We start from the raw sequence: 22,704 nt of genomic DNA, 5'->3' as shown, positions 1-22,704 counted from the left end.
AAGGGAAGCGTGCAATGGAAAAACAACGAGTAGCATTTATTGGTTTGGGTGTTATGGGTTACCCAATGGCGGGCTATTTGAGCAAAGCGGGATATGAAACCAAAGTATACAACCGCACCAAAGCCAAAGCTGATAAATGGGCTGCAGAATACAACGGCATTGCGTGTGAGACACCTCGAGAAGCGGCAGAAGGTTGCGATATCGTATTTACTTGTGTCGGTAATGACGATGACGTGCGCAGCGTTGTATACGGTGAAGAAGGCATTCTAGTCGGTCTAAAAGCAGGCGCGGTACTGGTTGATCACACCACGACTTCCGCTGATTTAGCCGTTGAATTGGCCGATGCTTGTACCAAATATGGCAATCACTTCATTGATGCTCCGGTATCTGGTGGTCAAGCAGGCGCAGAAAATGGCGTACTAACCATCATGTGTGGTGGCGAGCAGAACATTTTTGATCGTGTGTCTCCAGCGATGGACGTATATGCAAAGCAAATGACGCTTCTGGGTGAAAATGGCCAAGGTCAACGTTGTAAAATGGTAAACCAAATCTGTATTGGTGGCGTGCTTCAAGGCTTGAGCGAAGCGTTGTTACTCGCGCAGAAATCCGGTTTGGATATTGAACAAGTAGTTGAAACACTCAAGCACGGTGCAGCAGGGTCATGGCAAATGGAAAACCGCGCCAAGACGATGGCGGAAGATAAGTTTGATTTTGGCTTCGCGATTGATTGGATGCGCAAAGACTTAGGCTTTTGTTTGCAAGAAGCAGAGCGGGTTGGGCTCAACCTACCACTAACTAAAAAAGTGGATGAGCAATACGCTGACCTTCAGCGTGATGGTTTAGGCCGCATGGATACGTCTGTTCTGATTAAAGCCGTCGCTAAGAATCAGTAGTAGATAAACAGTTCTTTGGTATCAAAGAGCTTGAAGAAATTTAAGTTGATCATGATCGTTCCCCTTGAACATTAGTGTGTGATTAACGAACTTGAATGAGGAGGTGCTTTGGGGCACCTCCTTTTTTATGTCTTCTTATCACAGCATTTGCTGGTGCAGTGTCCGTTTACTTGTTTAAGCCTAGCGCAATCTCAAGGCCTTTGCCGTAAGCTTCGTCCGCTTGGTAGGCGTGGTTAACGTGACGTTCTTTGATGAAGTCTGGCACACCATCCATTGCACGAGCGGTGTTGTCGAATAGAGTTTGACGCTGTTCTTCGCTCATAAGACGGAATAGGTCACCCGCTTGGCTAAAGTAGTCTTCGTCTACACGGTGATCGTAATGATCAGCATTGCCGTTGATGCGTAGAGGTGGCTCAGAGTAATCTGGTTGCTCTGCCCATTCTTGTTTGTAGTTTGGTTCGTAACCTAGTGTTGAACCAAAGTTGCCATCAACGCGCATTGCGCCATCGCGGTGGTAGCTGTGTACCGGACAACGAGGCGCGTTAACTGGAATTTGGTGATGGTTTACACCTAGGCGGTAACGCTGCGCGTCTCCGTATGCAAACAGACGGCCTTGCAGCATTTTGTCTGGCGAGAAGCCAATTCCAGGAACGATAGCTGCCGGGTTAAACGCGGACTGCTCAACTTCCGCATAGAAGTTTTCTGGGTTACGGTTCAGTTCAAACTCGCCTACTGGGATCAATGGATAGTCTTTTTGTGACCATACTTTTGTTAGATCGAACGGGTTAAAGTTCACTTCATCCGCTTCTAGCTCAGGCATGATCTGTACGTACATCTTCCATTTAGGGAAGTCTTGACGCTCAATCGCTTCGTAAAGGTCACGGTGATGGCTTTCGCGGTCTTTACCTACGATCGCTTCTGCTTCTTGGTCAGTCAGGTTTTTGATGCCTTGCTGAGTTTTAAAGTGGAATTTCACCCAGTAACGCTCGTTTTCTGCGTTGATAAAGCTGAATGTGTGGCTACCGAAGCCGTGCATATGACGGTAAGACGCAGGAATACCGCGATCACTCATAACGATCGTAACTTGGTGGAATGCTTCTGGTAGTGATGTCCAAAAATCCCAGTTGTTTGTCGAGCTGCGCATGTTGGTGCGTGGATCGCGTTTCACCGCGTGGTTTAGATCTGGAAATTTTAGTGGATCACGGAGGAAGAACACTGGCGTGTTGTTACCAACCAAGTCCCAGTTGCCTTCTTCGGTGTAAAACTTTAGCGCAAAACCACGGATGTCGCGCTCTGCATCTGCGGCACCGCGCTCCCCCGCAACGGTGGTAAAGCGAGCAAATAGTTCGGTCTTTTTACCAATCTCCGAGAAGATCTTCGCGCGCGTGTATTTTGTGATGTCATGAGTCACAGTAAAGGTGCCGTAAGCGCCTGAGCCTTTGGCGTGCATACGACGCTCAGGAATCACTTCACGATCAAAGTGTGCCAGTTTTTCAAGGAACCAAACGTCTTGCAGTAGTTGGGGACCACGAGGACCTGCAGTCATCACATTTTGATTATGGGCGACAGGACAGCCTGCGGCGGTGGTTAATTTCTTATTTGTCATTTTTCTTCCCCTCCAGGGATCAATACCTTAGCAACTGAAGAGAAGATTATTACGGAAAAGCTGGAAGCAAAAACTGATACTGCTTATCAATTCAATAGGTGGTAACGATGATGAAAAGTAACTTAGAATCAAATTCTTAGCTGATTTTTATGATTGGTTTATTAACGTATTGGCGAAAAGGGTAAAAAGAGTACGCTGGCATTTGCATGAATTGCGCTTTGTTGACAAGGTTAATGTCGGAAATCGCCCCTTTGATATCGCTTTATTGATCATCAAAGGGGCGGAGTGATTAGGAGTACTTCACTTCAATTTGCTCAGCTTTTTCAAACGCTGGATGCGTTGCAAGTTGTTTTCCATAACGTTCAATATTCGGGAAGTGACCAGCCAAACCGAACTTATGCACGAGCTCGACAATAAATGACATCATGATGTCTGCGCCAGTTAAACGTTCTTCTACTAGGTAAGTTTTGCCTTCTAGCGATTGCTCGAAGTAACCCAGAACGTTCATCGCTTCTTTGTCAGCATAGCCTGATAGAAATTGAGTTTCGTTTGGCTCTTTGCTAATAAAGATTTTTAACAACATTGGTAAGATTGCTGAACTTTCAGCAAAATGCATCCATTGTAGGTACTCAGTGTGCGCCTTCGTCCCACGCTCAGGAGCCAACGCACCATCACTATACTTCTCAATCAAATATTCGGTCATCGCGCCAGATTCAATGATGAACTCGCCATCATCTTCAAGCAGGGGAGATTTACCGAGCGGATGAACGCTCTTTAGCTCAGGCGGTGCCATGAAAGTCACTTTGTCACGAACATAAGGCACGATTTCGTAATCCACATTTAGCTCTTCAAGTAACCAAATGATGCGCTTTGAGCGAGACTGATTGAGATGGTGAAGTTTAATCATTTATTTATCCCTTCCTTATAATGGGTCGTTAATCTGTACTACAAGCTTGCCGAAGTTCTTACCTTCCAACAGACCGATAAATGCTTCTGGTGCATTCTCCAGTCCTTGTACTAGATGTTCACGGTATTGGATCTTTCCTTCTGCCAACCATTGATTAATATCTTGCGCAAATTCACCGTAACGATGTCCGTAGTCATCAAAAATGATGAAGCCTTGCACCTTGATTCGTTTAGTCAGCAGCTTACCCATTAATAATGGAAGATGGTCGGTACCTTCAGGCAGTTCTGTTGCGTTGTATTGAGAAATCAAACCACAAAGTGGGATACGTGCGCTGGTATTCAGAAGTGGCATTACAGCTTCGAATACTTTGCCACCTACGTTTTCGAAGTAAACATCGATACCTTGGTCACAGGCGTTTTTCAACTGCTCTGCAAAGTCGTCAGCTTTGTGATCGATACATTCATCGAAGCCAAGGACTTCTTTGGCGTAACGGCACTTTTCTTCTCCGCCTGCAATACCAACAACACGGCAACCTTTGATTTTGCCAATTTGACCAACAGTCGCGCCCACAGGGCCCGTCGCGGCCGCTACCACAATGGTTTCACCTGGTTTTGGCTGACCGATATCGAGCAAGCCCATATACGCGGTAAAGCCTGGCATGCCAGCAACACCTAGAGCGTATGATGGGTTTTGTGGTTCTTTGCCAAGTTTAATCACCATCTCACCAGTTGAGATGGCGTAGTCTTGCCAGCCAACAGTGTATGCAAGAACCCATTCACCCGCTTCATAATCTGGGTGGTTCGATGCTTCTACCTGACAAACTGTGCCAGCGATCATTACGTCATCAACCGCAACAGGATCGGCGTATGACTCGGCATCGCTCATGCGACCGCGCATGTATGGGTCGAGAGATAAGTAAACGGTTCTCAGTAGCATCTCACCATCTTGAGGAGTCGGTTTCGCCACTTCTTCTAGACGAAAGTTTTCTTTTGTTGGTGCACCGTGGGGACGTGACGCGAGTACGATTCTGCGATTTGTTGCGTTAGTCATATTTATCTCACTTAATGATTAGACCGGTCGTCTAGTTTTGATTTCAAAATATCCCGCTCATAGAGCGGGAAGGTGTATTGTGCAATCACAGGAGTTATTACCAACTGTGAAACACATGTAGGGTGTTCATCTTACTTTTACGCTACCTACTATGGGCAAGTTCGCGTGTTTTGCAGTAGATGTTGAGTATAGGTCAGACTTTGCGTTAATGCTGCCTGATCTTGATACAGTTTGTTCAGCAAGCTTGCGCCGTTCCAAAGGTAGTATATCTGCCTTGCCAATAAAGCACTGTCACCATTTGGGATAGAGCCATCTTGAATGCCTACGTCAATGCAATCCGCCATTGCTTGAATGGTTTTGTCTGCACCTTGGCGTAACGCTAGACGCATGGACTCTGAGAGATCGGAGACTTCCGCACTTAACTTGACCAACAAACATTTGTTCGCATTACATACGTCGTCTTCTACTTTGACCATTTCTTCAAAGTAGCTCATCAGGCGTTGGTAGCCATTCAGATCGGTATTGGTAAAGCGTGCGTTTAAACGCTCAAAATACTTAGTAAAGTAGTCTTGAATCATCGCTTCACCAAATTGTTCTTTGGATTTGAAGTAATGATAAAACGAGCCTTTCGGCACCGCGGCCTTTTTTAAAAGCTCTGAAAGGCCAACACTCGTAAACCCTCGGTTTACGATTAACTCGTATCCGACGTCGAGAATATGTTGGCGTGTGTCGTTCGTCTTTGCGTTCATGAAGCGTACTATAGAATGAATTAGACCAGTCGTCTAGTGTTTGTTGTGGGTTATTTGATTAGCTCGTACTCAATCACAAATAGCGTGTCGGTGTTTGGGTAGATTTCTCGAATTAACTGCTTGAGTTTTGGTAGTTCGATGGCTTCTTGTTCAGCATGAAACTCATTGATATCTTCAAAGTTGAGTGGTTCTACAGAGCGTATTTTGATGTTGCAGACTTTACGATCCGTCTCTAGCGTAAAAACTTCGACCTCTGTATTTGGAACGTAGTGACTTTCTGATTCATCTCGAATCGTAATCGTTTTTTTGCCTGATGTGATCAACGGGGTTAAGAATTCAAAAAAGGTAATCTTGGTTGGGTGGGATGACATGATGTACTCGTTAGTCTGATTGTTTGGCGTAATTATATACCCAAATAACCTTGAGGTGCTTATTTCAAGAGAACGAGCGAGTGCGCAGGACGCGAATCAACTTGGCACTAAAGTAACCCGAGATAATGCCTATCCAGTTGGTACTGAGATCATCAAAACTAAATGAGCGACTTGGAATAAAAAGTTGGCTTATTTCTTCCATTGAAACGATAGCCAACAGCAGTAGCAAAAGGCGGATGCCAAAGACGTCGGCTTTACTTGAGCTTACCAAAGAGGGGAAGGTGAAGACCGATAAAAAGCCGATCAATAAACTGAAGGTAAAGTGAAGCGTACTCGATCCACCTAAGTAGGTTTCCATTTGCAGGTAAGTGGCATGGTGTAAGTCAGAGCTTTTCCATAAAGAGAGTGAAGCCGTAAGCACCAGAACGAAAACAAAACTCATCCGTGTCAGTATTGAAACCATAATTAACCTATTGGAAAGAAGCCTAAGTAACGTTTTACAAAGTACAACGCTGCTAGATTCTGAATTGCCATGCCAATTGCCATCGCCCATGCTGCACCAATAACACCGAACGTTTGGCAAAGCGCAATGAGCAAGCAGATAGAGATTGTGCCGGAGGAAATTGTAATGTATTTCATGGTTCTTTCGTGACCGCTCATGAGTAATAAAAACCCTACAGAGCCAGTCGCAACATTGACTAACTGCCCTAAAGACAGGACGACTAACAGTGGCGCAGCAGCAAGAAACTCTTCACCAAAAAACCGCATCACAAACTCTGGGAATAGAGTGCAAATAATCACGGGCACAATGGCCAAACCAACGTTGGCTCGGCAAGCTAAACGGCTCAGGCTTTGCAGTTTGATCATTTGGCGTTCTTTGTAGAGAGAGGCAAACATAGGGGCGACCACAAAGTTAATGGTAATCAGCACAAAGCCAATCAGTAGTGATGTACGTTGAGCTGCAGCTAATAAACCGAGTTCCGCTGTTGAGATAAAAAAGCCCGCAATGACAAGGCTTCCCCATTGAAGAACGTTCGTGAAGATACTGCCAATCCAGACTTGCTTGGCAGAAGCGACCATTTTTTTGTTTGGTACGAAAGCCGATGTCTGATACTGACCTGAACTTAGCCAATTAACACTGGATATTACCGCGACGCTCATACTCGCCAGAAGCAGTGCGGTCATCAGATTGTTGATATTTTGCTGACCGATATAGTCCAAGCCAAAGACAAAAAAGACCATCAACATACTCACGCCAAGCTGTAAAGCAAACAGTGATGACACGACCTTTCTACATGCTTGAAGCACACGACTGTTGGTCTGTGCAAGCACCAAAAACGGTATGCAGAACAAGCCTAAAGTAATCGCATGCATTGGCGATTGGGTCTGATTTAGCTGTTCAGGAAACAGATTAAATCCTACCAACAAAACGGCAATGGCTAGCAAGCAAAACGCCATACTTCGATAAAGTGCAGTTTTATAGTTGTGGCTTTGTTGAAGTGTCTCTTTGTTGTTAAAGGCGATCGCATTGTAGCGAACTAATGAGACATCAAAACCTAGCTGAGAAACGATCGCGAGTAGTGAGACTAGGTTGAATAAAAAGAAAAATTGACCGGAAGTCGAAGCGTCACTGGCCTTCGATACAATCAGTGTCAGTAAAAAAGCAAATAGCGCACTCAACACACGCGTGATTGCGGTTTTCAATCCAGTAGATAGCAAGCTTTTTTTACCGCTGGGCATCAACAGTAATTTTTGTTGAATAGTGTGAAACATAGAGGTATTTAACCGTAAATATTATTGAGTGCGAGGCGCTGTTTTTCTTCACTGAAGGCGTCGTTTAACGCTGTTGTATATTGGCAAAAATCAATTTCATCATAATGATTGACACAGTGCGCGATCTGCTTGGCCATTTCTTCAGGTGTTAGCGCTAAAAATGGGTAGTTGAGATCTTTGGTCGCGCCGATAGTTCGAATTACCATAGGAAGATGTAATTTGGCTGCTTCTAGAATAGTTAACGGCATCCCTTCCCATGCTGCAGTATGTAAGTAAAGGTCTGAACCCTTGAGCTTTTTAACCACCTCATCACGAGGCAACATGCCAGTCACATCCACATTTTCTGTACGCAATTTTTGTTCAAGTGTGTAGTCACCGCCACCTATCCAAGTGATATCTAATGGGCGGTTAAGCGCATATCGATTAAGGTGTTGCAATGTGTCGATGAGAAATTGTGGATCCTTTTGGGGCGCAACACGACCAAGCACAACAAGTCGCAGCGCTTCTTGTCTGTTTCGCCCTAAACGCTCTTCACTTTGATAAGATACGTAGTTGTTGAGCAGTTCAGCACGTTTCGCGCCAATGCTAATCGCCAGGTCACATTCTCGTTGGCTACAGCCTGCCACCACATCAATTTTGCTTAGTTTTACTTTCTCTAGCACTCTATAGAGCTGGCGTGCGAATTCGGAGATATCTTCACGTTCGAAAGCATAACAGTGCGGCGTATAAACCAAGCGCGCCTTGCCAAGTTTTAGAAATCGCCCGAGAAAGCCCGCTTTACTCGAGTGCAAATGCACAACGTCAGGCGCAAGAGATGCAATCATGTGGTTTGCATCGCGAACAAATTGAAGTAAGCCGCCTTCCACCCATTTGGTCTGTGTGAAAATATGATGGTTGTTCTCATTGGTTAAGTCGTTTTCTCGAGCTCTGGCTAGCAAGAAATGTTGATAGGGTTCATCTCGAGAGGAGTGAGCATAACTATAGAGGGCGGTTTGAACGCCACCTCCGAAGGCTTCTGTAATATGGAGCACTTTTTTCATGATGATTTTGTTCCTGGTGTCTGCATCCATTTATGCTTGAAAGCATCACGTTCTTGTTCTGAATAAACGTGGCGATATAAGGGAAGATCGTACATATAGAACAGCTTTGAAAAGTCGTAGTGATGCTTAAAGTGCTGGTGGATATTGGAGTACCACTTGTTTTTCGCTTCATTGCTGTTTTTCAGCACGAAGTCTTGCAGCCCGAAAAACTCACCAATTTCTTTATCGAGAGAGCTGAGCTTTTCGCATTTGATTAGCATGACGTTGGCTTGCTCGTTCTTGAATGTGAAGAAAGGTTGAGTGTTGTCCAGTTCTTGACGCATCACATCGATATTGAAGTTACGTTTTAACTCGTTGTCGAACCAGTTCGCAAAATAGTTGAGATTGATATAGTTATCGAAACAATGTTCGAGGTGCTGATACGTGACTGCCATATCTCGGTGAATTGCATCATTCTTTTTGCCTTCGATAAATTGCAAATGGAGGTCTTGAAAGAAACGAGAAAAGACAGTTGCGATTGGATCACGGACCAGTGTGACGATTTTGATCTGTTCGCGTTTTTGTAAGATACGTTTTCGTTGCTTGAGCACTAAGCGGTAGAGCGCACGGTTTTTGAAATCGAAAAATTTACTCACGTCTTTTTTATTGTGATACATGTGAAATTCTTCGTGATCATCAAAGGTGTGGATGTGATAGCTTGGGATATTTCTTTCTCCCAGCGTGTGCTCAATTGACGATGAGCCAACTTTGCCCATTTGGTAAACTAAAACAAAATTGTCAGCTTGGAGTTCTCGGTTCTTTTCAAATTGTCGAGAGATTGAATACTTCATCTATCCTATCCTTGATTATTCAAATTCGTGGTGATGGTTTACCGGAAAAGTATGAGCAATGGTGTTGACCTTTGACTCGCGGCTCATGCTTATCATGACGGGTAATAAGAGTATTAAAATGATGGTGGTATTTACCGCAACGAAGAACACCATGATGAGGGCGTATATCGCGAGTAAGAGGCTTTTCCTGTTGTCATTGAGACTACGGAAGCAAAAGCGAATAAAAAGAAAATAACCACCAAATAATAGGGCGATACCGAGCAGCCCGTATTCAATTGCGGTATCTAACACAAAGTTGTGGGTGTAGATCGCCAGCTCATCATAGTTAAAGTAACTGATCATAAAGTTGGGCAGCATCTTCGCGCCGACACCTAAAATAGGGTGTTGAAGTAAAACATCTAACCCATTGGCAAGTAAGAGTTTTCTATGAAGGTTCGACACCCAGCGAGCTTCACTTTGGTTGGCAAATAAGACGTCTTCTTGGGTTATTTCCAATGTGTCTGCTAACGTTTCAAACCCAACATAGAGTGTAGTTGCGACGGCAGTGAACACCATAAAGCTTAAGGCCAATAAAATGGTCCACGTATACGTTTCATTAAGCGATTTTCTCATCAGGTTTTTTACGAGCAGCTGGTCAAAGAAGAAAAGCAGACAAAAACCAAGTAGTGCTTTTCTTTCTTGCGACAACACCAGTAATACCAAAGCAACGAGCATCAAAAGGTGGAAAGCGCGAATTTTATCCCGATAAAGGTACAGTAGTGAGCAAAGTACACCGAACCCGTATTTACTTACCCCGAGTAACTTAAACCCGCTTTGATAGCCTTGAGCAAAGTGCCATAAGGCAACGAGCGTACAGATGAAAAACAACAGATAAGTGAAATAAACCATTACCCATTCATCATCAAACACGCCATAGGCGTACATTAGGCTAAGCAAGCAGAGAATCGCCAACCATTGCACGGTTTCTATAACTAGCGGCATTAGGGGGACGCGATTTAGCAGGCCATTTAAGAACACATACCCAGTGAACAATACGAGGAACCCCATGCAGGGATGCATGAGTTTTTCAGCTTTTCCTTCCAATACCACTAACGCTGTAAAACCAATGGACAAAAGACTTACGATGTCTGATGGTGCTAGTGCTATTCCTCCAGCACGAAACTTCATAGGAATAAAGAACAATGCTAATAGGCATGCTGCAAGCAATGAGGCTCGATGGCTCGATGGCGCGGAGCTATTTGTTGGTGCAAAGCTGCTGGTAGATTCCATAGTAACCTTCACGAAATTTATCGATGGTGTAGAGAGAGGCCCTATTGACTGAGTATTGACTTGCAGCGTCATACCGCTCAACACTTTCACACAGCTGGAGCATTTTCTGGCTCAGCTCATTTGAGTTACCAACCTGAAATAAATACTCGGCACGTCCGATGACGTCATCCAAACCGGGTACGTCCGATGATAATACGGGTAAGCCTGCTGCCATGGCCTCAACCGCCGCCAAGCCAAAGCCTTCGACGTGTGACGATTGCACGTAAATGTCCATGTCGTTTAAAAAGGCTGGAATGTCAGAAACTACGCCATGAAAGTGAACGCGTTGCGCGACGTTGATTTTTGTTGCTAATGCTTGCAGTGACGATTTTTTTTCGCCATTTCCAGCAAGATGGAGCTCGTATCGTCTCGGTAAATGGACAAGTGCTTGGATAAGCGTTTCATGATCTTTATGTTGATGAAGTCGGCCCACCATTCCAATCTTGATAACTGGTTTGTCGATTAGGTGGCTGGCGCATCTTGGCGTCATAGAAAACCTTTTTAAATCAACGCCATTGTGCACCACGTGATATTTATGTTGGTAGCGAGGCATGAACTTCACCAGTTCATCTTGTACTTTTTCACTAATACTGACCGTCAAGTCGTGGCCCCAATATAAGACGTACTCCATGAACTTAAACAGCGGATAGTCACGTCGGCGGTTGTAAGAACAGTGCTCAGTCTGGATTCGTTTTTTACCTACTGCCAATAGCGCTAGGTAAATGGAAGGGTAGAGGTGCCCGTGAACGACATGCGGCCAACGCAGCAAAGAGAATTTCTCACTCAATGACAAAGTGCGCCAGTTAAAACACTCTATCCCTTTGGCGGATAGCATTGGTAAGTAATCATTTTCATCACACAAGACCAAAATTTTGATTTCGTATTCAGGCTTATGTTCTAAAACAAGGTCGACTAAGAACTTTTGAGCACCGCCGTTCTGAGAAAGATCATTAATAATATGTAGAATCTTGGTTTTCATGATTAATTGGTCAGATATTGCTGTTTAAGGTCGGTGATTTCTGCATTTGAGAAAAAGTGCTTCGTCAATTTAGAATTCAGCATTTCTTCAACGTACTCGGGTGCAGGTTGAAATTGCGTTTTGAATTCTTTCATTAGTGGCGAGTACCATTTGTTGTCTGACTGATTTTCATAAACAACATCCACGGGGTAACCTAAAAAGCCTTCAACTGCGGAGTTAGCCTGCTTTAGCTTGTCACTTCGAATGACCAACAGTGAAAAGTTATTGTTATGGTATGTCTGATAGCCTACTTCGTGATTAAAAGGTTCGTTAAACACATCAATCCCTGTTAGTTGTTTGATCTCGTTGTCAAACCACTGCAGCGCATATTGATGATTCATGTGCTTATCAAATGCCTCTTGGAGTAATTGCGGTCGTTCGGTACGGATTGCGCTGTCATCTTTTAGATATTTGTCCGCCATCCAAAACGGAAGTGCTTGAAAGAACATTGAAACATTTCGTCCGATCGGTTCACGCACCAGCGAGATAATTCGAACTTTTTTCTTGCGCTTTAACATACGGCTCATCGCTATGCGCTTGAGTCGTCGCTTTAACGCATTGATCTGAGGTTTATGCAATTGCGCTCTTACAGGGGATATCTGTTTTTGCGCATCGACAGTCATAAGATCGTGCAAGTGAATCGAGTTAGGAATGGAATGTTCTAATGCACTCGAACCTACTTTGCCCATTTGATAGATCAATACCGGTTGTTCTTGGCTTTTCAAGGTTTGGTACCAAGATGCGTTTGAGTTAGTAGGCGTATTTCTGGACATAAAGCGTTTCTCCTTCCTTAGTCTTGGCTTGTGTGATTAAGACGCCAAGAGATGGAACTGAGTGTTGTATTTGTTTAGATAACGCAAGGTTAACCAGTGATGATTTTGTCGATTCTGAGCGAATGACGGTAATCAGACCATTGGCATACTGACCAAGAATAAGTGCATCACTCACTGACAGTAGGGGCGGTGTATCGATAATGATCCGGTCATACTTATTTTGAAAATGTTCGAGCAACTTTTTAAAGCGATCAGAAGCTAGCAGTTCCTGTGGGTTTGGCGGAATTAGGCCTGCCGGTAATACATCTAAGTTGGCTTCTTCTATACGTGTAACACAATCTTTGATTGGCGTATCCATAGTCAGGATATGCGTTAAGCCTGGGCTTGATTCAGCAATACCAAACCGTTTTGCGATGGAAGGTCGGCGTAAATCGCAGTCGATGATCAATACCTTTTCCATTTTTGAAAACGACACCGCCATATTAATACTGGTCGATGTTTTTCCTTCTTCTGGAATGGCAGAAGTAAAGGGCAATATCTTTTGCTTAGTGTTGGTTAGTCTGAGCAGAAGCGAGGTTCTGACGGAGCGACAAGCTTCACTAAATAGCTTTTCTTCATCATCTAAATACGCGGTATAACTGACGCCGTTTTTACGCAAATTGCGTTTGTTGACCATCGGAATCACGCCTAAACACGTAACACCAAGTTTTTCCTGCACATCGGCTGTGCTTCGGATAACTTCTCGCATCGTTTCTAAGATGATGACCAGCGCACAAGCAATGGCAAAGCCAAAAAAGGTGGCAATCAGTACCAGTTTGATTCGTTGTGGTGCCACCGGGAATAGAGGAATGATGGCTTTGTCAGTAAAGCGTGCAGTGACATTCTTGTAGTCGCTGGTGGCGTTGGTCTCTTTCTCACGATTTAAGAACGCTTCATAGAGTGCCTTATTGGATTCAACCTCGCGTTTTAACTGCTCGTAACGCGCTTTTTGTGACCCTAACGATTGGAAGTCAGACTTTTTGTTATCGAGTTCTGCTATAAGCATGTCCTCTTGCGCTTTTGCAGCAAGAAGGTCTTGTTGCTTACTGAAGGAAATGTCACGAATGAGTTGCTGGGTTCTAGATTGCATTTCAGCAAGCTGCGCTTTCGCCTGAATCATTCGGTCATGCTTGGGGCCGTAGCGCTGTGCCAGCTCAGAGAGATTTTTGGCTGCCTGGGCTTCCGATAATTTTAGGTCGCGGATCTGCGCTTGATTAGCGAACTCATCAATTGACAGCAAGCTGTCTAAACTTTGTGAGGATTTACGTCTTAACAGTTGGATTAACGTCTGCGCTTCAATGCGCTTATTAACAGCGACATTTAGCTTGCGAGTGAGTTCTTCTAGCTCATTTGCGTAAATTTCATCAATACCGTTTATATCGATCAATCCTTCTTTTAACAAGAATTCTTGCAGCGCTTGCTCAGAGTTACGTAATCGCTCCTCCAATTTTTGTGAGTTATTTGTCAACCAAGTGGCCGCATTTTGTGTAACGACCAATTTGGCTTCAAAATTTGCGTCAATGTAGGCTTGGCCGACCGCGTTGGCGATTGTTGTAGCAAGCTTAGGATCGGTAGAACGAAAGCGAATTCTGACTAATTGGGTGTTACGTACCGGCTCAATATCGAGTTTACTTCTGAAAGCTTGAAGCGCTTGATAATAGGACTCTGAAAACTGGGCGGTTTCTTTTGGGCTTGGTGCCACATTCAGTAGGTCTTGAACAAAAGGGATCGACTTTATTTGGTCGATCTTTTGATTTAATCCACCTGAGCGTGTGAACTCCGGTAGTTGAGTTAGGTTCAGCTCTCTAATGACCTTATCTGCAATATGATTCGATTTTAAAATGGCGATTTGCGTTTGAAAGTACTCTTTTTTTGTCGTGTCGACGCCATATACTTCCTCGATTGAAAGGGCGCTTTTTTGCTCCTCTTGGATGAGTAGCGTAGCTGTAGCTTGGTATATCGATGCTTTGGAGTAGATATACCAAGTACAAGTTAATGAGAACAGAAGCGTGAATGCTGCGATGCTTAGCCAATTCTTTTTAATCGCTTTGAAGTGATGGCCAAAACGAATCAGTTCTACTTTGTTCATCTGGAGATTATTTGGATGAGTCCCGTTCATTTGATTCCCTGTCACTTAAAAGAAGCTCTGGTCGATAAATACAATGTCACCAGGCTCAACGTTGCGGTGCATACTGACACCCTCTATCGTTTGACCCGTTTTATGTTTGGTGAGGTTAATGCCTTTGCGTGAGGCTCGGTCGGTCAAGCCACCAGCTAAAGCGATGGCCTTTTCGATAGTTAATCCTGGTCGATATTCAAATCCACCTGGTTTCCTGACTTCGCCATTGACATAAAACAGACGAAAGTTATTGATAGTGACCATCACTTTTGGGTTGATGAGATAATCGCCTTTTAAACCCGTTTCTATTTCGTACTTGAGTTGTTTCGGTGTTTTTTTGATTGCTTTGATTCGGCCAAGGTAGGGGTAATCAAAATAGCCATCTGACGTTATTAGAATATTTTTAATCGTAAGATCTTCTTCACCGTAGACCTGCACGGAAATGGTATCGCCCGTGTCGAGTAAGTAATCTTCTTTGCTTGAGTCAGCGTTTACCAAGGTGCTAAATAGCAATAACGCTACACTCATGAATGTGATGAATGCCTTCATTAATAATCCTTTTTACAGAGAAAACTGTGCGCTTAAAGTCCAAATGTTCTGTTCGAAGCTATAACCTGGTCGGTTAGAGGTTTTATCTTGGTATTGCCAGTCGGCTTGCAGCTGTACCCAGCGTTTAATTTGATAATCGATACCAAAAGATAGGGTGTAGCGATCGTCGTTTCTGGTGATCCCCGTATAGTCATCTTGTTGATAAATAGCACCTAAGCGAGTTGCAAGGTAACTATTCCAATCGTGCTTGAGGTTCAGTCGATAACGAGTTTGTAGGTTGTAATCGCCATCTTGATCAGGGTTAACTGCCGCTTGAGTGGTTTTCACGCTGACTAGAGTTTGTTCTTGAGGCAGCCATTCAAAGCCGATATCCCAACTGAAACCTTTAAATGTCTCTCGTTGAGCGCTGTCAAAATCTTTGATTTGATAACCGAGTCGAGCGATGCCTTTGGTTTTTCCTGTTACTTCCCATTCGGCACCGGTGTAATAGAAACTGGTGACGTTATCTTTGGAAGGAAGAGCAGAATTTCTGTGTTGATAGTCGGTTACTATTTGTTTTGTCCCAACCAACCAATAGGTTCTTGGCGTCGCCCTTAAATAGAATTCCAAGTGTGCATTGGGAGCTCGAAAATCGTTGTATTTCGTTTTAGCGTTTGGGCGCCCAGGTAAGCCGTCACGGTAGTTTTGATAGGTTTTATCACTGTAGCCTAAACCGAATTCGAGTCTGCCTTTTGCACCGTTAGAGCCAAAGACATAATTGGTTCTGATATCGTTACGGTTGAACTCAATTGGTGAGTCTATTGCGCTACCATTACCTTCGGTAATGTCTTCCCCTCTAATTTCATGCTGGGCGCGAAAATGATAATCAACCACTAAACGATGACGATGATTGAACTCAAAAAAGTTGGAAAACTGAAAGGTATGATCGTCGAAGTCGTTGCGGTCATCGGATGAAAAACCTGCTTTCAACTTGTATAAAATATCTGCGCGATAGCGATTCCTTTCTATACGTGCTAATAAGCTTGGCTCTATACCCCAAATATTGACCGATTCTACATTGCCGGATTCCTCCGCTTTGTTGATGTTGTCATCGCCCTCGTAGAAAGTTCTTACGAGGGGAATAAACTCAATGCCAGACTCGGTTTGGTAAGCCATCGGTTCTGCGAGTAAGCCAGTTGAAAACAGACTCAATGCTATTGCCATTGTCAGTTTCTTCATAATCTCAACCTTAGTAAGCGTTAGCACCAGTGAACCCTTTGAAAACGGTCATGAAGATGATTTTGATGTCCATCCAAACCGACCAGTGGTGGATGTAATCCAAATCAAATTCGACTCTCTTTTCCATTTTTTCTAAGGTGTCGGTTTCGCCGCGATAGCCATTAATTTGCGCCCAGCCAGTAATGCCTGGTTTTACTTTGTGACGTAGCATGTATCGGTCAACAATCTGGCGATACTCTTCATTGTGCGCCACGGCATGAGGGCGTGGACCAACAATAGACATGGTCCCTTGCAGTACATTGATAAATTGAGGCAGTTCGTCCAAAGAGGTGCGACGCAGAAAACCACCAAAAGGCGTAATGCGTGGGTCGTTCTTTGTCGCCTGTTTCACGTGAGGGCCTTGATCCATAGTGGTCATTGAACGGAATTTCCATACTTCAATCTTGCGTCCATCGAGGCCGTAACGATGTTGTTTAAAAATGACCGGACCTTTAGAGGTCAGCTTAATGCCAATCGCAATGGCGAACAGGACTGGAGAGATCAAGGCTAAAATAATGCTCGAAAACAAAATGTCTTCAAACCGTTTTACCCAGGAAGAAATTCCAGCAAATGGCGTATCAAATACGCTGAGCGTTTGAACTTGGCCGATTTGCGCCCAACGAGAATGCAAAAGGTTATAGGTAAAGAAGTCAGGAATCAGATACGTATTTGCGGTGGTGTCTGAGAATTGGTTAAGAAGCGATGCAATACGTTCTTTTGCGTGCATTGGCATTGCGATATAGACGTAATCCACTTCCCCTTTCTTGGCTCGCTTAAGAGCGTGGTCAACTGCCCCTTTAATAGGGTAAGCAGAATTTGGCAATCTGTCGGAAGAACGCTCATCGTAAAAGCCATCAAAAAGTACACCGTGTTCAGTGTGGTTTTGAATTTCGTTAGCAAGGGTAATGCCGTGAGGAGTTTGGCCGATGATGATCGCAGTACGAGTGTTGAATCCTTTTTTTCTTAAATAGGCTAATCCGGTACGGAATGTCACTCGCCATGCCAAAAGTAGAGCGGGCGTAATCGCAAACCACAATGCCAGAATAGTGTTATCAAATAAGTCATAGACTTCCGAAAAATACAGAACAATAAAGATAAGCGCGGAAGTTACTGCCCAGGCCACACAGACAATAATCATCTGCTCTTTAAACGAACTGGTTCGCCAAGAGCGGTACAGGTTGCCGCTTTCTGCCATAAATAGAAAGGAGATGCCTCCAACAAAAGCCAGTATGACGTAATCTTTCCCCATCGCAGTATTCATGTCTTTGAACACTAAAAGCAGCATAAAAGAGACGATGACAGCAAGATCTGAGATGCGATATAAAAAAGCGAACTCCATCTCGTGAGAGCGGATAAGTCCTTTTTGTTTCATGACTCAGTTTCCTTTCTTACACGCTACCGCCCTTGGGTGTCTCCCCCAATTGCCGTGTCGTGAGCGTTATTAGTAGTTGGTGAACAGAGCATTCTGTTGAATGCTTCTGAGTTTTTTGTCACGTGTAATTTCGTTGATAAGTGTAAAAATTTGCGTTGTTGAGGTAAGTGGAAATAAGAATGAAATTTAGACCTTTGGCTAAGTTTGGCGGGTTAGGAAAAAGCTGGTACTTACTCATGAGGGATGAGGAAAAGTATTAAAAATGAAGTATCAGTACAAAGACAATGGTTTATGTAAAGGTAGAAGAAACGGGTGATCTTATGGGTTAACGATTAATGATTTAGTATCGAATTACTTATATTTATTAGGATAAAAAAATCCCTCTCAAGTGAGAGGGATTTATTGTGAATCAGGACGAAAGAATTATTCGACTTCTACGCCGTTTTCTTTGTATAGGCGGCGGCATGCACGACCATCACTGTGGAACAGGTGACAACGGTGTGCTGGAATACCAATCTCGATTTTATCGCCGGTATCGACTGCGAGCGTGTCAGGCTGACGGAAAATAACGTCCGCGTCCGCACCTTCTAGGTTTAGGTATACTTGAGTTTCGTTACCTAGCTTCTCAACAATCATCACTTCACCGTGAATGCTTGCATCAGCTTCAGAAGCGGATAATAGGTGCTCAGGGCGAATGCCTAAAGACATGCGGTCGCCACGGTTAACCGTCGTGCCATCCACTGGAATCCAGAAAGATACGCCATTAGATAGTTGAACTTTGACGCGCTCTGCTTCTACTTCATCAATGAATACGCTCATGAAGTTCATTTTCGGAGAACCGATAAAGCCTGCTACAAAGCGGTTTTGTGGGTAATGGTAAAGCTCAAGCGGCTTACCAACTTGCGATACATAACCGCCGTCTAGTACAACGATTTTATCTGCCATTGTCATTGCTTCTACCTGATCGTGCGTTACGTAGATCATGGTACAACCAAGTTGACGTTGTAGCTTAGTGATTTGCGCACGCATGTTTACACGCAGTGCGGCATCCAAGTTTGATAGTGGTTCATCCAGAAGGAATACATTAGGTTGCGATACCAGTGTTCGACCGATAGCCACACGTTGACGCTGACCACCTGAAAGCGCTTTTGGTTGGCGTTCAAGTAAGTGACCCAGTTGTAGAATTTCTGCAGCCTGTTCAACACGTTTGTCGATTTCTGCTTTGTCTGCTTTTGCTAATTTTAAGCCAAATGACATGTTGTCATATAAGTTAAGGTGTGGGTAAAGAGCGTAAGACTGGAATACCATACCAACACCACGTTTGGATGGTTCGACGTCATTCATGCGCTGGTCACCAATATACAAATCACCTGAGGTAATGTCTTCAAGACCGGCAATACAACGTAAAAGGGTAGATTTACCACAACCTGATGGACCTACGAAAACAACAAATTCACCTTCGTTGATTGTTAGGTCTACGTTCTTAGAAATCAGTACGTCGCCATACGCTTTACAAACATTTTTTAACGTGACACTCGCCATGTAGCTCGTCCTCGATCAATTTTTTATTATTCACCGCTCATCATTATATGAATTATCTAGCGAGCAGTAACAGTAGGAATCGGTAAGTTATTGCGGTTGGTAAGAAAAGTAGGGTAGCACTTCAATAAAATGTCCTGAATAGAAGTGCTACCCATCATAGCCAAGTACGAGTTTCTCTCCCCCACATTATTCGTGTTGTCTCCCCCGTGAAATAATTACCACAAACAACACCAATAATGACATTCCACTCGTCTGGCAATGCAAAACCAGCAAATCTTTTTCCTAATACGTAGGCACTGCTGGGAAAGGGTTCTTACCATCCACTCTTGGATGACTGAAGTTTGTAAGATTGTGCGAGGTGCGACATCCTCCTAATAGAAATAATTGTAGGGGGAGTAGGTAGGGAGGAGTAAAAAAGGAGGAGGAATAAAGCAGTTGGTCGGAAATCACATTATTGCACCACCTAAAGTTGAAACCGATCACAGGAAGTATCCGTTTTGTGATTTGAGTCTCTTACCCTTGGCGATTTAGATCACGAAAATACGTCATAATTGTAAGGGCGTAGGGATTAGGAGGATGAGACATATTGGATTATTTCAGATGATATATGTCGAAATACGGCTGAACCTCAATGGACTAGCCCTACATCAAAAATATAAAAAGGATACGAACATGAAAAAGTTAAGCGCTGTAGCACTAGGTACTCTTGTTGCTTTGGGTTCTTTTGGTGCTAATGCTGCCATCGAAGAAGGACAACTTACTATCTGGATCAACGGCGACAAAGGTTACAACGGCCTTGCTGAAGTTGGTAAAAAATTCGAAGAAGACACTGGCATTAAAGTGACAGTGGCTCACCCAGATGGCCTTCAAGACAAATTCCCTCAAACTGCAGCGACTGGTGACGGTCCTGACATCGTATTCTGGGCTCACGACCGCTTCGGTGGTTACGCAGAAGCTGGCCTGCTAGCAGAAATTAAACCTTCTAAGAACATTCAAGAAGGTATTGTTGATTTCGCTTGGGATGCAGTACGTTACGACGGCAAATTGATCGGCTACCCAGTTGCGGTTGAGTCTCTATCTCTAATCTACAACAAAGACCTAGTTCCAAACCCACCGAAGTCTTGGGAAGAAGTTGTAGCGCTAGATGCAAAACTTAAAAAAGACGGCAAGTCTGCAATCATGTGGAACCTAAAAGAACCGTACTTCACTTGGCCACTAATGGCTGCTGATGGCGGCTACGCGTTCAAATACACTTCTGAAGGTTACGATGTTAAAGACGCTGGTATCGCGAAAGAAGGCGTTAAAGACGCAATGAGCTTCGTAAAAGGCTTGGTAGACAAAGGCGTAATTTCTGCAGATATGGACTACTCAGTATCTGAGTCTGCATTCAACCAAGGCAAGACAGCGATGACGATCAACGGTCCATGGTCTTGGGGCAACATCGAGAAGTCTGGCGTTAACTACGGCGTGACTACGCTACCTAAGTTCCAAGGTCAATCTTCTAAGCCATTCGTTGGTGTTCTAACGGCTGGTATCAGCACTGCGTCTCCAAACAAAGACCTAGCGGTTGAGTTCATTGAGAACTACCTACTAACAAACGACGGCCTACGTATGGTTAACAACGATAAGCCTCTAGGTGCGGTAGCGCTTAACTCGTTCCAACGTGAACTAGATTCAGATACTCGTATCGCTGCGACTATGGATAACGCGATGAACGGCGAAATTATGCCAAACATTCCTCAAATGAACGCATTCTGGGGCGCGGCTAAGAACGCAATCATCAACGTAGTTGATGGTCGTCAAACTGTCGATGCAGCATTGGCAGACGCAGAAAAACAAATGACTAAATAATTAAGTAAGACCTTTTTAAGGAGGGGGCAACTCCTCCTTACTTTTCTATATTTATTCTATATTCGCTAGCAGGTTCCCTATGCAGTCAGTTCAAGGTACAAATGCTATGACAGCACCAGAAGCCAGCCTTCCGAGCAGCAAAAAAGTGTTCATGAAATGGTCACTTTTAGGCACAGTCGGCATTATCAATGGCTACGCAACAATCCTTATGTATTCACGCGGTGAGATTGCGTTTGCACTACTTACGATCATTCTTACCGCTTTAGCGTTGTTCATCTTTGGTAGTAAAAAGACGTACGCACACCGTTACATCTACCCTGGTATCGCAGGGATGATCCTTTTCATTCTTTTCCCTCTGGCGTACACCATAGGTTTGGCGTTTACCAACTACAGCGCGAAAAACCAACTCTCTTTTGATCGTGCGCAGAGCGTACTTTTGGACAGAACTTATCAAAGTGGTGATAGCTACCCGTTCACTTTATATAAAACGGATCAAGGACATCAGCTTGTGGTTGAAAAAGATGGGGAGCTACTTGCTACGCCCACTTTTCAACTAGATAGCCTTTCAGCATCGGATCTTGACCTATCGCCAATTGAAGAAGCTACGGGCGAGAAAGAATCAATCAAGACGATTGTTAAGAGCCGTAATACGTTGAGCAGTGTTGATTTGCATCTGCCGAGCGGTGAAGACATCCGCATGAGCGGGTTACGTAAGTTTGCGGCAGTTGTGCCTTTGTACACGCTGCAAGAAGACGGCGAAACGCTTTACAACAATCGTACTGAAGAGACGTTACGTCCAAATATGGAAGTAGGTTACTACCAACCTGTCGATGAAAACGGTCAGTTTGTTGGTAGCACAGTGTCTCCTGGCTTTGTGGTGAACATTGGCACACACAACTTTGAGCGTGTGTGGAAAGATGATGGTATCAAAGAGCCGTTTATCAGTATCTTTATCTGGACGATTGTGTTCTCAGCACTCACCGTACTATTTACGCTTGTAATTGGTCTTGTTCTAGCAAGTGTTGTTCAGTGGGAAGCATTAAAAGGCCGTTCGGTTTACCGACTCTTACTGATTCTGCCTTATGCGGTACCGGCGTTTATTTCTATCTTGATCTTTAAAGGTTTGTTTAACCAAAGCTTTGGTGAGATCAACATGCTTCTGGAAGGTTTGTTCGGTATTAGCCCTGCTTGGTTCTCAGACCCGTTCATGGCGAAAACCATGATCCTGATTGTGAACACGTGGCTTGGTTTCCCTTACATGATGATTCTATGTATGGGTCTACTAAAAGCGATTCCTGATGATTTATATGAAGCGTCAGCAATTGATGGTGCGAACTTTATTACTAACTTTACTCGTATCACGCTACCAATGATGTTGAAGCCGTTAACACCGCTGTTGATTGCGAGCTTTGCCTTCAACTTCAATAACTTCGTGCTTATCCAGTTGTTGACAGGCGGTGGTCCAAACATGATTGGTACGTCAGAACCTGCGGGTTACACAGACCTATTGGTAAGTTACACCTACCGAATCGCATTCGAAGGTGCAGGCGGTCAAGACTTCGGTCTAGCAAGTGCAGTAGCAACACTTATCTTCCTATTGGTTGGCGCATTGGCACTTATCAACCTACGCGTAACTAAAGTAGCTCAGGACTAAGGA

20 protein-coding genes are annotated in these 22,704 nt (G+C 44.1%); 3 read left to right on the top strand and 17 right to left on the bottom strand.

What is annotated here, in order from left to right; translation table 11 throughout:
* Positions 1 to 14: 14 nt before the first annotated feature.
* A complete protein-coding gene (locus FR741_RS21735) occupies positions 15 to 893 on the top strand; it encodes an NAD(P)-dependent oxidoreductase (protein ID WP_053809641.1) in 879 nt (292 codons plus the stop codon).
* A gap of 166 nt (positions 894 to 1,059) precedes the next feature.
* Here the strand turns inward: FR741_RS21735 and FR741_RS21730 are convergent, their stop codons facing one another.
* The 17 genes from FR741_RS21730 to malK form a co-directional block, all read right to left on the bottom strand.
* Positions 1,060 to 2,499: a catalase gene (locus FR741_RS21730; RefSeq protein ID WP_124007529.1), complete on the bottom strand. Its 1,440-nt coding sequence runs from the start codon at positions 2,497 to 2,499 to the stop codon at positions 1,060 to 1,062.
* A gap of 289 nt (positions 2,500 to 2,788) precedes the next feature.
* A complete protein-coding gene (locus FR741_RS21725) occupies positions 2,789 to 3,406 on the bottom strand; it encodes a glutathione S-transferase family protein (RefSeq protein ID WP_006742223.1) in 618 nt (205 codons plus the stop codon).
* Between the two features lie 15 nt (positions 3,407 to 3,421).
* Positions 3,422 to 4,456, bottom strand: a complete 1,035-nt coding sequence (locus tag FR741_RS21720; protein WP_006742222.1) for an NADP-dependent oxidoreductase — start codon at positions 4,454 to 4,456, stop codon at positions 3,422 to 3,424.
* Between the two features lie 149 nt (positions 4,457 to 4,605).
* Positions 4,606 to 5,205, bottom strand: a complete 600-nt coding sequence (locus FR741_RS21715; protein ID WP_006742221.1) for a TetR/AcrR family transcriptional regulator — start codon at positions 5,203 to 5,205, stop codon at positions 4,606 to 4,608.
* Between the two features lie 50 nt (positions 5,206 to 5,255).
* Positions 5,256 to 5,576, bottom strand: coding sequence for a N(4)-acetylcytidine aminohydrolase (gene yqfB / locus FR741_RS21710; RefSeq protein WP_005392475.1), 321 nt, complete (start codon positions 5,574 to 5,576; stop codon positions 5,256 to 5,258).
* A 64-nt stretch (positions 5,577 to 5,640) separates the two neighbouring features.
* A complete protein-coding gene (locus FR741_RS21705) occupies positions 5,641 to 6,039 on the bottom strand; it encodes a VanZ family protein (RefSeq protein WP_074189855.1) in 399 nt (132 codons plus the stop codon).
* A 2-nt stretch (positions 6,040 to 6,041) separates the two neighbouring features.
* Entirely contained in the window at positions 6,042 to 7,349 is a 1,308-nt protein-coding gene (locus FR741_RS21700) for an oligosaccharide flippase family protein (RefSeq protein WP_104970211.1), read from the bottom strand.
* An 8-nt stretch (positions 7,350 to 7,357) separates the two neighbouring features.
* Positions 7,358 to 8,389 (bottom strand): glycosyltransferase family 4 protein, encoded by a 1,032-nt coding sequence (locus FR741_RS21695; RefSeq protein ID WP_167427690.1) that lies wholly within the window; start codon positions 8,387 to 8,389, stop codon positions 7,358 to 7,360.
* Complete coding sequence (locus tag FR741_RS21690) at positions 8,386 to 9,219, bottom strand: putative capsular polysaccharide synthesis family protein (protein WP_167427689.1); 834 nt, start codon at positions 9,217 to 9,219, stop codon at positions 8,386 to 8,388. Before FR741_RS21690 ends, FR741_RS21695 begins: the two co-directional genes overlap by 4 nt.
* Positions 9,220 to 9,234: 15 nt before the next feature.
* On the bottom strand, positions 9,235 to 10,488 hold the full coding sequence (locus FR741_RS21685) for an O-antigen ligase family protein (RefSeq protein WP_167427688.1): 1,254 nt from the start codon (positions 10,486 to 10,488) through the stop codon (positions 9,235 to 9,237).
* Positions 10,454 to 11,506, bottom strand: a complete 1,053-nt coding sequence (locus FR741_RS21680) for a glycosyltransferase (protein WP_167427687.1) — start codon at positions 11,504 to 11,506, stop codon at positions 10,454 to 10,456. Before FR741_RS21680 ends, FR741_RS21685 begins: the two co-directional genes overlap by 35 nt.
* Before the next feature lie 2 nt (positions 11,507 to 11,508).
* The gene (locus tag FR741_RS21675) at positions 11,509 to 12,318 is read right to left on the bottom strand and encodes a putative capsular polysaccharide synthesis family protein (protein WP_167427686.1); all 810 of its coding nucleotides are present in this window, start codon (positions 12,316 to 12,318) and stop codon (positions 11,509 to 11,511) included.
* Positions 12,296 to 14,476, bottom strand: a complete 2,181-nt coding sequence (locus FR741_RS21670) for a GumC family protein (RefSeq protein ID WP_174856112.1) — start codon at positions 14,474 to 14,476, stop codon at positions 12,296 to 12,298. Before FR741_RS21670 ends, FR741_RS21675 begins: the two co-directional genes overlap by 23 nt.
* A 15-nt stretch (positions 14,477 to 14,491) precedes the next feature.
* Entirely contained in the window at positions 14,492 to 15,004 is a 513-nt protein-coding gene (locus FR741_RS21665) for a polysaccharide biosynthesis/export family protein (protein WP_225311846.1), read from the bottom strand.
* A 33-nt stretch (positions 15,005 to 15,037) separates the two neighbouring features.
* Entirely contained in the window at positions 15,038 to 16,243 is a 1,206-nt protein-coding gene (locus tag FR741_RS21660; protein WP_167427683.1) for an outer membrane beta-barrel protein, read from the bottom strand.
* Between the two features lie 10 nt (positions 16,244 to 16,253).
* Positions 16,254 to 17,654: an undecaprenyl-phosphate glucose phosphotransferase gene (locus tag FR741_RS21655; protein ID WP_167427682.1), complete on the bottom strand. Its 1,401-nt coding sequence runs from the start codon at positions 17,652 to 17,654 to the stop codon at positions 16,254 to 16,256.
* 423 nt (positions 17,655 to 18,077) lie between these two features.
* Entirely contained in the window at positions 18,078 to 19,196 is a 1,119-nt protein-coding gene (malK, locus tag FR741_RS21650; protein ID WP_005375271.1) for a maltose/maltodextrin ABC transporter ATP-binding protein MalK, read from the bottom strand.
* A 672-nt stretch (positions 19,197 to 19,868) separates the two neighbouring features.
* Here malK and malE point away from each other — a divergent pair.
* Positions 19,869 to 21,047: a maltose/maltodextrin ABC transporter substrate-binding protein MalE gene (malE, locus tag FR741_RS21645; RefSeq protein ID WP_167427681.1), complete on the top strand. Its 1,179-nt coding sequence runs from the start codon at positions 19,869 to 19,871 to the stop codon at positions 21,045 to 21,047.
* A gap of 79 nt (positions 21,048 to 21,126) precedes the next feature.
* Positions 21,127 to 22,701, top strand: coding sequence for a maltose ABC transporter permease MalF (gene malF / locus FR741_RS21640; RefSeq protein ID WP_031780258.1), 1,575 nt, complete (start codon positions 21,127 to 21,129; stop codon positions 22,699 to 22,701).
* Positions 22,702 to 22,704 lie beyond the last annotated feature (3 nt).

Origin of the sequence: Vibrio diabolicus (genome assembly GCF_011801455.1) — a bacterium.
Lineage (GTDB): Bacteria > Pseudomonadota > Gammaproteobacteria > Enterobacterales > Vibrionaceae > Vibrio > Vibrio diabolicus.
This window is presented reverse-complemented; position numbering and strand designations above follow the sequence as displayed.